At 66.9% G+C, this 15,303-nt stretch carries 12 protein-coding genes; 6 read left to right on the top strand and 6 right to left on the bottom strand.

Annotation, left to right across the window (positions count from 1 at the left end; all coding sequences use genetic code 11):
- Positions 1 to 19: 19 nt before the first annotated feature.
- From F6X39_RS31075 to F6X39_RS31065, 3 genes are read right to left on the bottom strand one after another with little or no spacing between them, the layout of a single operon-like run.
- Positions 20 to 3,079, bottom strand: coding sequence for an efflux RND transporter permease subunit (locus tag F6X39_RS31075; RefSeq protein WP_187619417.1), 3,060 nt, complete (start codon positions 3,077 to 3,079; stop codon positions 20 to 22).
- Entirely contained in the window at positions 3,076 to 4,200 is a 1,125-nt protein-coding gene (locus F6X39_RS31070; protein WP_187619416.1) for an efflux RND transporter periplasmic adaptor subunit, read from the bottom strand. Before F6X39_RS31070 ends, F6X39_RS31075 begins: the two co-directional genes overlap by 4 nt.
- A complete protein-coding gene (locus F6X39_RS31065) occupies positions 4,190 to 5,602 on the bottom strand; it encodes a TolC family protein (RefSeq protein ID WP_187619415.1) in 1,413 nt (470 codons plus the stop codon). Before F6X39_RS31065 ends, F6X39_RS31070 begins: the two co-directional genes overlap by 11 nt.
- Before the next feature lie 221 nt (positions 5,603 to 5,823).
- On the opposite strand from F6X39_RS31065, the gene F6X39_RS31060 reads away from it, so the two are divergent.
- From F6X39_RS31060 to F6X39_RS31050, 3 genes are all read left to right on the top strand, one after another.
- Entirely contained in the window at positions 5,824 to 6,486 is a 663-nt protein-coding gene (locus F6X39_RS31060) for a response regulator (protein ID WP_018417800.1), read from the top strand.
- On the top strand, positions 6,483 to 7,847 hold the full coding sequence (locus tag F6X39_RS31055) for an ATP-binding protein (RefSeq protein WP_187619413.1): 1,365 nt from the start codon (positions 6,483 to 6,485) through the stop codon (positions 7,845 to 7,847). Before F6X39_RS31060 ends, F6X39_RS31055 begins: the two co-directional genes overlap by 4 nt.
- Positions 7,848 to 7,937: 90 nt before the next feature.
- Positions 7,938 to 8,840, top strand: a complete 903-nt coding sequence (locus tag F6X39_RS31050) for a ProQ/FinO family protein (RefSeq protein ID WP_187619411.1) — start codon at positions 7,938 to 7,940, stop codon at positions 8,838 to 8,840.
- 27 nt (positions 8,841 to 8,867) lie between these two features.
- On the opposite strand, the gene F6X39_RS31045 is transcribed toward F6X39_RS31050, so the two are convergent.
- Together F6X39_RS31045 and F6X39_RS31040 are read right to left on the bottom strand one after the other, a co-directional pair.
- Positions 8,868 to 10,217 (bottom strand): TAXI family TRAP transporter solute-binding subunit, encoded by a 1,350-nt coding sequence (locus F6X39_RS31045; RefSeq protein ID WP_187619410.1) that lies wholly within the window; start codon positions 10,215 to 10,217, stop codon positions 8,868 to 8,870.
- A 123-nt stretch (positions 10,218 to 10,340) separates the two neighbouring features.
- A complete protein-coding gene (locus F6X39_RS31040) occupies positions 10,341 to 11,228 on the bottom strand; it encodes a LysR family transcriptional regulator (RefSeq protein WP_090805807.1) in 888 nt (295 codons plus the stop codon).
- A 196-nt stretch (positions 11,229 to 11,424) separates the two neighbouring features.
- Here F6X39_RS31040 and F6X39_RS31035 point away from each other — a divergent pair, with 196 nt between their 5' ends.
- Both F6X39_RS31035 and F6X39_RS31030 read left to right on the top strand, forming a co-directional pair.
- Positions 11,425 to 11,799, top strand: coding sequence for a hypothetical protein (locus F6X39_RS31035; protein WP_187619409.1), 375 nt, complete (start codon positions 11,425 to 11,427; stop codon positions 11,797 to 11,799).
- A 369-nt stretch (positions 11,800 to 12,168) separates the two neighbouring features.
- Positions 12,169 to 12,915, top strand: a complete 747-nt coding sequence (locus tag F6X39_RS31030) for a glucose 1-dehydrogenase (RefSeq protein WP_187619408.1) — start codon at positions 12,169 to 12,171, stop codon at positions 12,913 to 12,915.
- Positions 12,916 to 13,030: 115 nt separating this feature from the next.
- Here the strand turns inward: F6X39_RS31030 and F6X39_RS31025 are convergent, their stop codons facing one another.
- Positions 13,031 to 13,930, bottom strand: a complete 900-nt coding sequence (locus F6X39_RS31025) for a LysR substrate-binding domain-containing protein (RefSeq protein WP_187619407.1) — start codon at positions 13,928 to 13,930, stop codon at positions 13,031 to 13,033.
- Positions 13,931 to 14,048: 118 nt separating this feature from the next.
- Between F6X39_RS31025 and F6X39_RS31020 the strand changes: the two genes are divergently transcribed.
- Positions 14,049 to 15,299: a 2-aminoethylphosphonate--pyruvate transaminase gene (locus F6X39_RS31020; protein ID WP_222945369.1), complete on the top strand. Its 1,251-nt coding sequence runs from the start codon at positions 14,049 to 14,051 to the stop codon at positions 15,297 to 15,299.
- The last annotated feature ends 4 nt before the right edge of the window (positions 15,300 to 15,303 follow it).

Here is a 15,303-nt window from a genome sequence, read left to right as displayed (position 1 = left end):
CGGAAAACTTTGGCCACGCTCACACCGGCTGCTGTTTCATCAACAGCTTCAGCAACGCCGGCAGCAGCAACAGCACGAGCGGCAACTGCACGATCAGTCCCGAAATGATCGCGATCGCGAGCGGTTGCTGCATCGCCGAGCCTTGCCCCAGCGCGAAGGCGAGCGGCAACAGCGCGAGGATCGCGGCGATCGTCGTCATCGCGATCGGTCGCAGACGGTTGCGGCCGGCGGCCTGCAACGCGTCGTCCAAGGGCATCTCGTCGTCGCGCACCAGCGCCTGCAATTCCGACACATAGAAGATCGCGACCTCGGTCACGATGCCGATGATCATCGTCATGCCCATCATCGCGGAGATGTTCAACTCGATGCCGGTGATCCACAGGCCGATGAACACCGCGCCGGCCGCGAGCAGCGGCATCGCCAGCACCGCGAGCGCGACGCGCAGGCGCTCGTACAGGAACAGCAGGAGGCCGAACACGAGTGCGATCGCGGCGCCGAACACGGTCAACAGACCCTTGAAGGCGATCTGCTGTTGCTGGTACAGACCGCCAAGCTCGTAATAGACGCCCGAGGGCAGCAGGTTCGCATCGCCGAGCGCCTTCTGCACGTCGGCGATCGTCGAGCCGAGATCGCGCCCGTCGATGCGCGCGGTGACCGCGACCATCCGCTTCAGATTCGAGCGGCTGATCTCGGGCTGACCGGTGACGCTCACGCGATCGGCGACGCGCTTCAGCGCGAACAGATGTCCGTCCGGCGCGCGTATCTGTAGCTGACCCAGTTGCGTATCGGTCATCTGGCGCGCGCCGTTCACGCGCACGCGCACGCCGACCGTTTTAGGGCCGCTCTGGAACTGCGTCGCGACATTGCCTTCGAGCATGTCGGTGACGGCCTGCGCGATCGCTTGCGGGTCCATGCCTTCGGCCGCGGCTGCGGCGGGCAGAATGTGCAGCTCGATCGCGTCGCCGGCGGGGTTGATGCCGTCGTTCACGTCGACGATGCCCTGAATCCGGCCGATGCGCGCGGCCACCTTGCGCGCGGTGGTGTCGAGCGTGCGCGGGTCGTCGGAGAAGATCTTGATCTGCACCGGCTGCGGCACCGCGGTCAGATCGCCGATCAGGTCTTCCATCAGCTGCGCGAGCTCGATGCTGACGCCCGGCACCTGCGTGTCGATCTGCGAGCGGATTTCTTCCATCACGGCGTCGATCGGCTCGCGCTTGCCGGACTTCAGCCGCACGAAGAAGTCGCCCTTGTTCGGCTCGTTCAGATCGCCGCCGAGGCCCGCGCCGGTGCGGCGCGAATAGGTCGCGACGTTCGGGTTCGCGCGCACGATCTGCTCGATCTGCTTCATCAGCCGGTCCGTTTCGGTGATCGAGGTGCCCGGCTGCGTGTGATAGTCGAGCACGAAGCCGCCTTCGTCCATGCTCGGCATGAAGCCGCTGCCGACGCGCGTGAACGCGAACGCCGCAATGACGATCAACGGCACGACGCCGAGCAGCACGAGCGGCGGCCTCGCGATCACACGCCCGACCGTCAGCGCATAGCGCCGGTTCAGCCACGCGGCGAAACGTGTTTCCTGGTGCTCCTCGGCGTCTTTGGGCTTCAGCCAGTGGTCGCACAGGATCGGCACCGCGAGCCATGTGACGAGGAACGAAATGAACAGCGCGCTCGCCATCGTCAGCGACAGCGACTTGAAAAAGGCCCCCGTCACGCCCGACAGAAACGCGAGCGGCACGAAGATGATCAGTGTCGCCGCCGACGAACCCGCGAGCGGCCGCGTGAATTCGAGCGCCGCGGCCATCACGCGGCCGTGGAACGCGCGCGCGCCGGCTTCGCGCATGCGCCGCACGATGTGCTCGATCATCACGATCGCGTCGTCGATGACGAGGCCGACCGCGGCCGCCATACCGCCCAGCGTCATGATGTTGAAGCCCATGCCGAACACGTCGAGCAGCAGGATCGTCGCGGCCATCACGACCGGCACCAGCGCGACCGCGATCGCGGTGATCTTCCAGTTGCGCAGGAAGAAGAACAGCGTCAACGCCGCGAGCACGATGCCGATCATGATCGCGTCGCGCACGCTGGTGGCAGACGCGATCACGAGTTCGCTCTGGTCGTACCAGTTCGACAGATGCACGCCCGCGGGCATCTGCGGCTCGAATGCCGCGATCTTCGCGCGGATCGCGCGCGCCATCGCGACACTGTTGGCGCCGGGCTGCTGGTACACGTTCAGTAGCACCGCATCCTGACCATCGGCGGTGACGCGCATCCATTGCGGCACCACGCCCCGGCTCACCGCCGCGACGTCGCCGAGACGGATCTGCGCGCCGTTCGCATTGCCGTTGGCGGCCACGACGACGTTGCGCAATTCGTCGAGCTGCGTGATCGTCGAGTTCGTGACGACGAGGTACAGCTTGTCGTGATCCTCGATGCGGCCGTTCGCCATCAGCACATTGCTCGCGCCGATCGCCTTCGATACATCGGCGAGCGATAGCTTGTACGCGGCGAGGCGGGCGGGATCGACCGCGACTTCGAACTCGTCCTGCGCGCCGCCGGTCACCTCGACGCGCGCGACGCCTTCCACCGACGACAGCAGCGGCCGCATCTGGAACTGCGCGAGATCGTGCAGTGCGGACAGCGACTGCTGCGTCGACGTGAGGCTGTACGCGAGCACCGGAAACACGGTCGGGTCCATGCGCCGCACCTGCATCGTCGTGCCGGGCGGCAGCGTCGCGAGAATTTCGCTGATCGCCGATTGCGCCTGCAACGTCGCCTGCGCCATGTCGGTGCCCCAGTCGAAGTTCAGCGAGATCTGCGCGGCGCCGCGGCTCGTCGTCGATTCGACGTCGCGCACGTTCGGCACGCGGCGCAGTGCTTCCTCGACCGGCATCGTGACGAGCGTCGTCATCTGCTCGGCGGGGCGGTCGCCCGCGTTGAGCGACACGACCGCGCGCGGAAACGCGACGTTCGGAAACAGCGAGATCGGCAGACGGAATGCGCTCAGCGCGCCGGCTATCGCGAGCAAGGCGATGACGAACAGCAGCGAGCGGCGATGCGTCTGCATCCATTGACCGAAGTTCATCGCGCGCCATCCCCGCCGGCGCGTACCGCCATGCCATCTTTCAGCTCGTAGTTTCCGCTGCTCACGACGCCGAGCATGGGGTCGAGCGGACCGTCGACGCCGTAGCGCTCGCCGTTTTCGACCGCGATGCTGACCGCGACGCGGCGCGCCTTGTTTTGCGGCGTGATCTGGAACACGTACGCGTGTTGGCCGTCCCGCAGCACGGCCGCGCGCGGCACGATCCAGTGCGTGCCGGTGCGGGTCGCGATGTCGCCAGAAACGCGCGTGCCGGGGATGAACGGTGTCTGCGCGAGCGGTACCGTCGCGCCAATGTTGACCAGTTGCGATTGCGGATCGATCGCGGCTCCGACGAGCACCACGCGGCCTTCGATCGACGTCTGTGCGAGTGCCGTGGACAGGCCGTGCAGCGTGACGATGTCGCCGGGATGGATCGTTGCGGCGTCGGTGGGCTCGACGCCGAGCGTCACGTTTGCGCGCGCGTCGCGGCTCGCGCCACTCGCGAGTTGCATAATCGCCGCGCCGGCCTGCACCTGGTCGCCTTGTGCCGCCGATAGCTGCAGCACCACGCCGTCGAACGGCGCGGTCACGACCTTGTTGCCGCTCGTGATGCCGGTCTGATTTTGCGCGGCGAGCGCTTCGCGCGCATCGTCGACGGCCTTGCTCGCGCTGGCGAGCTGCGATTGCGTCGCGAGCCCCTTGTCGTACAGCGACCGGGTACGCACGAGTTCGCCTTGCGCGAGCGTCAGCGCGCTTCTCGCCTGGGTGGCGGCAAGCACGGCGGCAGGATCGGCCTGCACGACGAAGAGCGGTGTGCCGCGTTTGACGGTCTCGCCCGCCTGCACGCGCATCTGCACGATACGCGACAGGTAGGGCAGGTTGATCGTCGTCAGGTTCGACGCGGTGGCCGCGACGATCCCGAAGCCGCGCACCGGCTGCGCGATTGCGGCGCGCTGCACGCGCACGGTCTGTACCGCGACCGACGGTTGAGCTTCGCTGGCGGCGTTGTCGTCCGCACGAACCGGATGGACCGATGCATACAGCAGGATCGCGCAGACGAGCGGCGCGGCGACGGCCGCAACGCGCGGCCACGGATACCGCGATGAGAATAGGCTATTTCGCATGAGTGTCGATGAAAGTCTGAGCGGAAGAGAAAGCATCGGGAATCGCGCTGCCGAGCAGCGCCTGCAAGCCGATGCGTTGTTCGGCGAGCGCTTCGCGCAGCGTCGCGACGTCGATGCGTTTCGCGAGCGCGGCGCTTTGCGCATCGGTGTATGCGCCGAGCACGAGGTTGTGTTCGGCGTAGGCCGACGCGGCTTCGCGCGCGGCGCGCTCGACGCCGGGCAGCGCGGCTTCGGTCTGCTGCAATTGGCGCGCGAGAATCGCGCTGTCTTCGCGCAGCCGGGCGACGTCCGCATACGCCTGGTTCAGGCGGGTCTGGTACTCGTCGCGAAGCCGCTGGCGGGTCGCTTTTTCGATCGCGACGTTGCCCTGGTTGCGGTTGAAGATCGGCAGACTCAGGTTGACCTGAAAGCCGCTCGTGTAGATGTTCGACGTGTCGCGCGCCCGCACGAAGCCGACCGACAGACTCGGGAACTGGCTCAGAATCGCCGCGCGATATTTCTGCTCCTGCGCTTCGTAGCCTGCCTGCAGCGCGATCAGGTCGGGGCGGCGGCGGGCGAGCTCGGCGAGCGCTGAGTCGAGTGTGGCGTCGGGGAGCGGCGCGACGTCATCGTCGCTGCCCGATCGCAATTGCAATTGCACGTCGGGCGCGAGGCCCAGCAACGCATTCAGATCGTGATGGGTTTGCGCGGCCGCGCGCTCGGCATCGGTGTATTGCTTGCGGGCGTCGCCGTAGGCGAGCAGCGCGGCGGTGAGCGTATCGTCGGTCAGATTGCCAGCGGCGCGCGCCGCGGCCATGCGCTCGTAGCGCGTGCGCGCGAGCTCGCGCTGCTGTTGCAACAGCGGCAGCGTGCGCTGCTGGAAGCAGCGCTTCACGAACAGCTGCCGCGCTTGCGCGACGACCTGCCATTCCTGCCACAGCAGGCCGAGATCGGTCTTCGCGAGCGTCGCGTCGGCGGACTGTTTATTCGCGCTGCGCAGCACGATCGCCATCACGTCGATGCTGAGGCCATAATTGAACGCGCGCGTGGTGCCGGCCGCGCCGGGATAATCGCTCGACACGCTCAGTTGCGGGTCGGGCAGCAGACCCGCCGAATAGGCCTGCGCGCCGGCGATGCCGAGATCGTCGCGGGCCAGCTTCAGATCGGGGTTGTTGGCGACCGCGAGCATCGCGACTTCATCGATGTCGAGCCCGTCGGCGGGATCGAAACGATGCGCGGCCAGTTCGGGCAGCGGCATGCTAGCGGGATCGATGCGGATCCGTTCGAGCGATCGCGCGGACGTCGAGGTGTCCTGCGGCGCGAGCGGCTCGCGGTGATAGGTCGCGCAGCCGCTCATCAGCAGCACGCACAACGGCATCAGTGCGCGCCGACGCAGCGCCGCCACGGGATGGAAATCAGGCAAAATCCGGCTCCTGCGAATCATCGGAAGGGGCGAGCGACTCGCGAACGAGGCCTCGCAGAGAGGGCTGATTGTCCGCAGCGCGCGCTTAAGACAGGCTTAACGTCGAATCGCGCGACCCGGGCCGTGCGAAATCGACGCGTCGTCCGTACCCCGTAAGCGTTCGTTAAGCTGCGACGGCCGATAATGCGGCGGCCAAAACCGCACCAAGGAGAGGAGAGGCCATGCGCCTGCTACTGGTCGAAGACGACGACATGATCGCGGAATCGGTGCTGGGCGCGATGCGCCGCGCCGGCTACGCGATCGACTGGGCCGAGGACGGCCGCGCGGCGGAACTGTCGCTCGATAACGGCGTGTACGACCTCGTGCTGCTCGACCTCGGCCTGCCGAAAAAAGACGGCATCGACGTGCTGAACGCGTATCGCCGCAACGGCGGCGCGGCGCCCGTGATCATCCTGACCGCGCGCGACGCGGTCGACGAACGCATCCGCGGTCTCGACGCCGGCGCCGACGACTACCTGATCAAGCCGTTCGATCTCGACGAACTGGCCGCGCGCATTCGCGCGCTGCTGCGCCGGCGCACCGGCCAGAAGCAGCCGGTCTACAGTCACGGCGAACTGACGCTCGACCCCGCCGCGCATGAAGTGACCAAGGACGGCGTGCCGCTGCCGCTGGTGCCGCGCGAATTCGCGTTGCTGCAGGCGCTGATCGAGGAGCCGACCCGCGTGTTCACGAAGGCCGAGCTCGAAGAAAAGCTGTACGGCTGGGGCGAGGAAGTCGGCAGCAATACGATCGAAGTGCATGTGCACAGTCTGCGGCGCAAGATCGGCGCGGATCAGGTGGTGACCGTGCGCGGGGTCGGCTACCGCCTGAAGAGGTGCGGATGACGTCGATTCGCCGCTGGCTGCTCGGCTGGCTGATCTTCGGCATGGCGGCGGCGTCGATGATCGCGGCTTTCGCGATCTTCCATACCGCGCGGCGCGAGGCGAGCGAGCTGTTCGACTACGAACTGCGCACCGTCGCGCTGTCGCTGCCGTCGGCGCTGAGCGGCGCGGGCAGCCGCGAGCGTCGCAACCCCGACCTCGGCGATCTCGCCGACGACCGCATCGTCATCGAAATCTGGGACCGCGGCGGTACGCTCGTCTATCGCTCCGCGCAGGCGCCGGTGTTCGAGCGTCTGCCGCCGGGCTTTCACACCGTGCCGCGCGGCGAATACCACTGGCGCATCTTCGGCGTCGCGCAGACAGACCGCTATGTGCAGGTCGCGCAACCGGTCTCGGTGCGCGAAGAACTCGCGTTGCATCTCGCGCTGCACACGCTGTGGCCGCTCGGCGTGCTGCTGCCGGTGACGATCGCGCTGGTGCTGCTGGTGGTCGCGCGCGGGCTCGCGCCGATCGGCGGGCTGTCGCGCGCGCTCGCGACGCGTTCGATCGATTCGCTCGAACCGCTGCGGCTCGACGGCAACCTGCCGGTCGAAATCCGGCCGCTCGTCGAAGCGCTGAACGATCTGCTGCAACGGTTGCATACGGCGTCGCAGGCGCAGCGCACGTTCATCGCCGATGCCGCGCACGAGCTGCGCTCGCCGCTCGCGGCGCTGAAGCTGCAACTGCAGGCGGCGTCGCGCGATGGATCGCTGAGAGGCGAGGGGCAGACGCTCGAGCGCGTCGAACATCGGGTGAACCGGATCATCCACCTCGTGCAGCAACTGCTGACGCTCGCGCGCGAAGACGCCCAGCCGGTCACGTCGACGGTGCCGGTCAGCTTGCGCCGCATCGGCGAGCAGGCGGTCAGCGATTGTTCCGTGCTCGCGGAGTTGCGCGAGATCGATCTCGGCCTCGAATGCGAACACGCGCGCACGCCGAACGACGCCTATACGGTGCTCGCGGAGCCGCACAGTATCAGCGTGTTGTTAGGGAACCTGATCAATAACGCAATCCGTCATACGCCACCGGGCGGCCGTGTCGACGTGGTGCTGCGACGCATGGGCGAGCGCGTGGGCTTCGAGGTCGTCGACAGCGGTTCGGGAATTCCCGAGGCGGAACTCGAACGCGTGTTCGACCCTTTCTATCGCGGCGAGGAGTCGAAGGGCGAGGGCAGCGGGCTCGGTCTCGCGATCGTCGCGCGGATCGCCGAGCGGCATCAGCTCGGCCTGTCGCTGAGCAACAATGTCGGGGCGCCCGGTTTGCGGGTGTCGGTCACGGGGCTGCGCGCGCCCGCCGCCGACGCGCCCGTCACGGCCGCGAATTGACGATCGTCATTGCGGCTCGGGTTGTCACAAGCACGTAGGCGCACGCTGCTACAATCTCATTTTTACAGATCGACAGATTGGTTGTGCACTATGGGTTTCGAACAACTCGCTGAACTGAAGAAGCAACTGGCCGCGGCGCGTGCCGCCGCAGAGTCCGCCGGCAAGCCCGATCGCAAATCGGCCACGCGCCCCGCTTCGAAGTCCGCTGGCAAGCCCGCTTCAAATTCAGCGGCACATCCTGGTTCACATGGCGAGCGTGGCGCCAATCCGGGCACGAAGCCCGGTGGCCGGCCCGGCGCGAAGCCGGCCGCAAAGGCCGGCGCTCGCCCGGACGGCAAGCCGGGTACGCGAGCCGGCGGCCCGCAGTCGGCGCGCCACACCGCGCCCGCCAAGCCGGCGGTGGACGCCAAGCCGGTGGACCCGGTGGTGCGCTCGATCGGTCGTCTGCAAAAACGTTTCCCGGTTGCTTTCCCGAAGAATCCGGCCCCGAAGCTGCCGCTGAAGATCGGCATTTTCGAAGACCTCGTCGTGCATGCGAAGGAACTGTCGCTGAGCGAAGCCGAACTGCGCGACGCGATCAAGACGTGGTGCCGTGGCGGGCGCTACTGGAAGAGCCTCGTCGAAGGCGCGGCGCGCGTCGACCTGGCGGGCGTCGAAGCCGGCAAGGTCACGGCGCAGGAAGCGGCGGGTGCTCAGCGCCTGCTCGCGCATCGCGCGGCGAAGGGCGCGCAGAAGGCCGCCACCGCGACGGCAAGCGCGAATGCGCCGACCGATGCAGGTACACCGGCCGAGGGCGCGGCCGCTGAAGCGTCACATGCCGAAGCAGCGGTAGCGGCAGTCGCGGAACAAGCGGCCCGCCAGGCGGATGTCGCTGCTGCGTCGCCGGAACCCGTAGCGGCGGATGCCGCCGGGAGCGCGGACACCCAGGCGCAGACCAGCGCGCAACACGAACCGCAAGCCACCGCTCCCGCCTCGCCCCCCTCCCAAGCCTAACCTTGGCAAAGCCCGTCATGGCCTCGATCACGAGGCCATGACGGGCGGCGCAGCCGTCAACCGGCTGCGCACGAATCCCACATGCTCGCGCAGCACGTAAAACGCATCCGCATACGCGAGCGGCATGCGCAGGTGGCTCAGGGCCGCCTCGATCTCGTCCAGTTGCCCCAGTAGCTGCGTGCGCTCCTCGTCGGTTGCGCCGGCGAGCGCGTGCCGCTCGATCGCGATCAGCGAACCGTAATAACGATAGATGCGCGAGCGCACCCGCCACCGGTACAGCGCCGGAATCACGCGCATGGCGGGCAACAGCAGCACGGCGACCGGCAACAGCAGGAAGAGCGTACGATCGCCGATGCTCGCGAGCCAGAAAGGCAGCGTCCGATACAAAAAGCCCTTGCCGGTCCGGTAATAGCGCTGCGCGTCTTCGCTGATCGGATATTCGTGCTCGACCGGGTTCGGGAACTGGCCGGCGTGCTGCAACAGGCCCGCGGCGCCGTGCACTTCCTGCGCCGCCTCGATCAATAGATCCGAAATCGCCGGATGCAGCGTGCTGCGCGCGACCAATTCGACCGTCGGACTGATCAGGTGGACGGTCTCGGGCGGAATGCGCCGCTTCAGATCGAGCACGCCGGGCGGCAAGTCGATCTGGTCGAGAAACGGAAAGACGCGTGTATAGGCGCTCGCTTCGTCGAAATTCATCACCGAGATGCCGGGTACGCGCAATAGCCGCAGCATCAGGCCGCGCGTTGCCGAATCGCCGCTCAGAATCGCCGCGTCGACCTCGCCGGCAACCAGTTGCGTGGCGGCCTGCAGGCCGTCGCTCGGCACTAGCGTCGTGGCGCCGCCGGGCTCGATGCCGTTCGCCGCGAGCAGTTGCAGCGCGAGCAGCCGCGTGCCGCTGCCTTCGCGGCCGACCGCGATCCGCTTGCCTTCGAGCTGCGCCAGTTGCGTGAGCGCCGCGCCGCGATAGAACACGACGATCGGCACATAGAACACGCTGCCGAGCGACACCAGCGACGAAGTATCGAGCCCTTCGGCCACCCCGCCCTGCACGAGAGCGATATCGACGTGCTGCTTCGGATCCAGCAGCCGCTGCAGGTTCTGCACGGAACCGTCGGATTCGAGCACGTTCAGGCGGATGCCGTTGCGCGCGAGGATCTTGCGGTACTGGTTCGCGGTGACGACGAACGAGCTGTCGCGCGGGCCGGCGCTGATCGTGATCGTGCGCGGCGGCGCCGGATTGGCGATCCAGACGATCAGCACGATCGCGAACGCGATCAGCAGCGCCGTGATGAAGTAGGGCAGCAGGTGCTCGCGCCATTCGGCGCGCGTAGGTTCGGCGGGAAAGTGCGGAGGCCGCGGACGCTGCGCTTTCATGAAGACTCCGTGCGGGAAGCCAGGTGAAGGCATTGTCGCCTGTGCGGGGCGGCTTTGCCGTCGACTGTTCGCTCTATTGACCGGGCGCGCGGCGCCGCGTCGCCGTGTTCACGCACGCGGCGCTCAAACGCGCTTGAACAACTGCCGCGCGAGCGAGCACATCAGCAGCGTCGCCGGCGATTCGTCCTGCAGGCGCCGGCTCATGATGATCGGCGACGCGGCGCTTGCCGACGGAATCGGCCGGTACGCGACGCCATGCGCGCGCAAGCCCTCGACGCTCTCCGGCACGAGACACACGCCGACCTGCGCGGCGACCAGCCCCAGCGCGGTCTGCAACTCCCGCACTTCATGGATCGCTTTCGGCTCCAGCGCCTGATCGTGCATTGCCGAGATCTGCTGGTCCGCATAGCTCGGCCGCGGCGTGCTCGGATAGACGATCAGCGTTTCCTCGGCGAGCGCGGCAAGCGTGAGCGGCTTCTTTTGCCGCGCGAGTGGATGGTCCTGCGGCAACGCGGCGATCATCCGTTCCTCGACCAGCACTTCGCGCGCGAGTTGCGCATCGTCGAAGCGCAGCCGGCCGAAGCCGACGTCGATGCGGCCACCTTTGAGCGCGGCCAACTGCTCGATCGTGAACATCTCGATCAGCGACAGCTCGATGTGCGGCGCGGCCTCGCGAAACGAGCGGATCACCGCGGGCAGCGCGCCATACAGCGTCGACGGTACGAAGCCGATCACGATGCGTTCCGCGAGTTGCGCGAGCCGACGCGTGAGCGGCGCGAGCTCGTCGGCTTCATCGATCAGACGTTTCGCCTGCGTGTAGAAAATGCGGCCGGCTTCGGTGAGCCGCAACGGCCGCGAGCCGCGCTCGAACAGCGGCAGGCCGACACTTTCCTCGATCTGCTGGATCTGCCGCGACAGCGGCGGCTGTGTCATATGCAGACGATTGGCCGCCCGCGTGATGTTCATTTCCTCGGCGACCGCGATGAAGTAGCGAAGTTGGCGAAATTCCATGCATGCCTCTGAGGTGTGATGCGTCGGCGATTGGTGTTGCGTTGGTCTGCTGCGCGTTGGGTGCTGCCGGTTGCGGTACGGTGCTGCCGCCGCGGCGCTGCGCGAGGGCAACGAATGATAGCAACAGCGCCGCTAAACACCGGCCAGATGACGCACGAGCGCCTTTTCCGCGCGCGGCAGCGCATTCAGCTCGCGCATGCTGTTGCCGTCGTTCGTCACCAACGAGTGGCAGCTGTTTGCGGGATCGGGCGTGCGCGCGCTCGTCGAACGCTTATGGCCGATGCTGGCGGGCATCGTACTCGGCACGCTGGTTGCGGCAGCTCGGTCAGCGCGTGCGCGGGCGTATCAGTGCGGCGAGTTTTCGTCGCTGGTTCTTTATCTGTCTGCTCGGCCCCGGCGTTCAATCGATGGCGCGCGCATTCGTTTAAAAGACGTTGGGAGCAGCGGATCGCGGAGGAGGGAGATCGTGTGGCCCATTATTCTCGATACGCTCGGCGCGCTCGCGGTGCTCGCGAGCGTGGCCGCGCACATCGCGCTGCTGCTCAGCAGCGAACAAAAGCACGGTGAATAAAAGCGCTTTGAGTGTGTAGCGCCTGATCGTGGCGTCTGCCCGTAGGAGTCTTGTGCGGTTGCACGTCTCGGCTGCCGCGTGCCGCTCTTGCGGTCGGTCAGCGCGCGCTTGCGCGACGCCGACGCCGCGGCGCAAGCCAAACAGCATCAATCGTCGTAAGCCACGCGTAAACGGGGCCATCGAGGTCTGATGCGAATCGATTGTTCGTCGGAAGCGGCGTATCAATTCGTCTCGAGCCGCTTTATCCGGCCTCGCGCCATGCCTAAATTAACGACCAGTGACAGCGCCACTGCATTTCCGGCTTTTATTGGCGTGGACCCGCGACTCCTCGCGAGGCATGCCGGCGCGAACCATTGAAAGGACACGATGATGAGCAAGCTCACAGGCAAGGTAGCGGTTGTAACGGGTGCATCGAAAGGGATCGGAGCGGCGATTGCGAAGGCATTGGCGACGCAAGGCGCGTCGGTCGTGGTGAACTATGCGTCGAGCCGCGCGGGCGCCGACAAGGTGGTCGCCGATATCACGGCGGCGGGCGGCAAGGCGGTCGCGGTTGGCGGTGACGTGTCGAAGGCCGCGGACGCGAACGGCATTATCGATACGGCGATCGAAACGTACGGGCGGCTCGACGTTCTCGTCAACAACTCGGGTGTCTATGAATTCGCGGCGCTCGAAGAGATCACCGAAGCGCATTTCCATAAGCACTTCGATGTCAACGTGCTCGGGCTGCTGCTCGTGTCGCAGGCGGCGGCCAGGCATCTGGGCGAAGGCGGCAGCATCGTCAACGTGAGCTCGGTCGTGACCCGCATCACGCCGGCGACCACCGCGGTCTACACGGCGACCAAGGGCGCGGTCGATGCGATCACCGGCGTGCTCGCGAAGGAACTCGGACCGCGCAAGATCCGCGTGAATTCGGTGAATCCGGGCATGGTCGAGACCGAGGGCACCCACAGCGCCGGCGTGATCGGCTCGGACTTCGAAACGTGGGCGATCAGCACGACGCCGCTCGGCCGTATCGGCCAACCCGACGATATCGCGGATGTCGTCGCGTTCCTCGCTTCGGACGATGCACGCTGGTTGACGGGCGAGAGCCTGATCGCGAGCGGCGGGTCGCGTTAAGTCTGAAGGGGTTGCCAACGCTGGTGGCAACCCGCGCAACAATTCGAGCGCGATCGCGGGCGGCGGGGCCGGCGGCATGAAGGCCACGCCGCTCCTTGCAGCGACGGCGCGCGAGCTACGCGCGTTGAACATCGCCCCGCGAGACCTCTGTTTCGGCTCCCGGCAACTCCACCGCAAAAAACGCGTCGAGCAGATTCGAACCCGGCCGCTCGGCGAGCCGCGTCAGCGATTCGATCATCTGCACGCGGCAATCGAGCAGCGGCACCATCCGGATCCGCCGCGACTCGTTGAACTCTGCGCGCGCAATGACGCCGACGCCGATTCCCTGCGCGACCGCTTCCTCCAGCGCCTCGCGGCCATCCACGTACATGACCGGCTCGACTTGCAACGACTCGCGCACGAGCTCGATTTCGAGCAGTTGTTGGGTGACCGATTGCGGCTCGCGGAAGATCATCGGCTGTTCGACGAGCTCCGCGTAACTCAGCCGGCGCTTCTTCGCGGCCGGGTAGCTCGCCGGCACCATCGCGACCAGCGGATCGCGCCGCAACACGCGCGACTGCAAGCGGCTATGCACCTGCGGCGCGGCCGTGATCGCCGCGTCGACCGCGCTCGACAGCACGCGCTGCATGCACTCTGCCGCATTGGCGATCGACAGCGTGACGACGATGCCCGGGTGCCGCTGGCGAAACGCGCCGATCAGCGCGACGGCGAGATCGGGCGCATCGGCCGCGAGCGATAGCGAACCCGACTCCAGCCCGCCCGCTGATTCGAGCAGTTGGCGCGCCTCCCGCTCGCAACTGAGCATGTGCCGCGTCACGCTGAACAGGCGCAGCCCGAGTTCAGTCGTCTCCACGCCGCGCGGCCCGCGCTCGAACAGCTTGACGCCGTAATCCTGTTCGAGCCGCCGCACGTGATCCGACACCGCCGGCTGCGTCAGCGACAACGCCTGCGCCGCTTTCGAAAAGCCGCCATGTTCCGCGACCGCATGGAACGCCCGCAATTGCGCGTATTGCACGTGTGCCTCGCCAGCAAATAAGTTTTTGCGATACCGTCATCGATTATATCGATTTTACCGATGGACAACGCTTCTGTATCGTGTGAGCTATCGAGATAGCGATATCGGAGTTGCGGACATGGAAAGCGCGATCGGCGGTTCGGCGGCGACATTGGCCGTGGCAGCCGCGGCAACATCGACCCGTTGCACCACACCCTGCGCCGCGCCGGCTGGCGGCGAGCCTTATCTGCTGACGCCGGGCCCGCTCACCACGGCACTATCGACGAAACAGGCGATGCTGCGCGACTGGGGCTCGTGGGACGGCGAGTTCCGCGCGATGACCGCCGAGTTGCGCGCGAGCCTGCTGGAGATCGCCGGCGACACCGCGGGCGACTACGACTGCGTGCCGCTGCAGGGCAGCGGCAGCTACTGCGTCGAAGCGATGCTCGGCAGCCTGATTCCGCGCGACGGCCACGCGCTCGTGCTCGCGAACGGCGCGTACGGCAAGCGCGCGGCGATCACGCTTGGCTATCTCGGCCGCGCCTGCACACTGCTCGACAAGGGCGACTACCTGCCGCCGCGCGGCCTCGAAGTCGAGCGCATGCTTGCCGCCGATCCATCGATCACGCACGTGGTCGCAATCCATTGCGAAACGAGCTCGGGCATCCTCAATCCGCTCGATGAGATTGCAGCCGCGGTCGCGAGGCACGGCCGCAAACTGCTGATCGATTCGATGAGCGCCTTCGGCGCGGTGCCGCTCGACGTGCGGCAGATCGCGTGCGAGGCGTTCGTGTCGTCGGCGAACAAGTGCATCGAGGGCGTGCCGGGTTTCGGCTTCGTGATCGCGCGCAAGAGCGCCCTGCGCGAGGCGAAAGGCCGCAGCCATTCGCTCGCGCTCGATCTCTACGATCAATGGGAGGTGATGAATCGCACGGGCCAGTGGCGCTTCACGCCGCCCACGCATACGGTGGCCGCGTTCCTCGAGGCGCTGCGTCTCTACCAGCTCGAAGGCGGGCAGCCCGCGCGGCTCGCGCGCTACGCCAACAATCGCGACGTGCTGGTGGCCGGCATGCACGAGCTTGGCTTCGAGCCGCTGCTCAACGGGCGCTGGCGCTCGCCGATCATCGTGACGTTTTTTTCGCCGGCGCATCCGTCGTTCGAGTTCGCGCGCTTCTATGAACTGATGAAGGAGCAGGGCTTCATCATCTATCCGGGCAAGCTGACGGTGGTCGACAGTTTCCGCATCGGCTGCATCGGTCAGGTCGACGAGCAGGTGATGCGACGCGTGGTCGATGCCTGCGCGCAAGCGCTGCGCACGATGGGCGTCACGCACGCGGGGCCGCCGCCCGCCGCGCTCGACGAACGCAAGGCGCTCGCGCAGGCGGTCTGAGCTG

It is taken from the genome of Paraburkholderia sp. UCT2 (genome assembly GCF_014397665.1).
GTDB lineage: Bacteria > Pseudomonadota > Gammaproteobacteria > Burkholderiales > Burkholderiaceae > Paraburkholderia > Paraburkholderia tuberum.
This window is presented reverse-complemented; position numbering and strand designations above follow the sequence as displayed.

Excerpts from the sequence above, each read along its gene's own strand:
- F6X39_RS31075 (WP_187619417.1), bottom strand. The coding sequence starts at position 3,079 with ATGAACTTCGGTCAATGGATGCAGACGCATCGCCGCTCGCTGCTGTTC.
- F6X39_RS31070 (WP_187619416.1), bottom strand. The coding sequence starts at position 4,200 with ATGCGAAATAGCCTATTCTCATCGCGGTATCCGTGGCCGCGCGTTGCG.
- F6X39_RS31060 (WP_018417800.1), top strand. The coding sequence starts at position 5,824 with ATGCGCCTGCTACTGGTCGAAGACGACGACATGATCGCGGAATCGGTG.
- F6X39_RS31055 (WP_187619413.1), top strand. The coding sequence starts at position 6,483 with ATGACGTCGATTCGCCGCTGGCTGCTCGGCTGGCTGATCTTCGGCATG.
- F6X39_RS31050 (WP_187619411.1), top strand. The coding sequence starts at position 7,938 with ATGGGTTTCGAACAACTCGCTGAACTGAAGAAGCAACTGGCCGCGGCG.
- F6X39_RS31045 (WP_187619410.1), bottom strand. The coding sequence starts at position 10,217 with ATGAAAGCGCAGCGTCCGCGGCCTCCGCACTTTCCCGCCGAACCTACG.
- F6X39_RS31040 (WP_090805807.1), bottom strand. The coding sequence starts at position 11,228 with ATGGAATTTCGCCAACTTCGCTACTTCATCGCGGTCGCCGAGGAAATG.
- F6X39_RS31035 (WP_187619409.1), top strand. The coding sequence starts at position 11,425 with ATGCTGTTGCCGTCGTTCGTCACCAACGAGTGGCAGCTGTTTGCGGGA.
- F6X39_RS31030 (WP_187619408.1), top strand. The coding sequence starts at position 12,169 with ATGAGCAAGCTCACAGGCAAGGTAGCGGTTGTAACGGGTGCATCGAAA.
- F6X39_RS31020 (WP_222945369.1), top strand. The coding sequence starts at position 14,049 with ATGGAAAGCGCGATCGGCGGTTCGGCGGCGACATTGGCCGTGGCAGCC.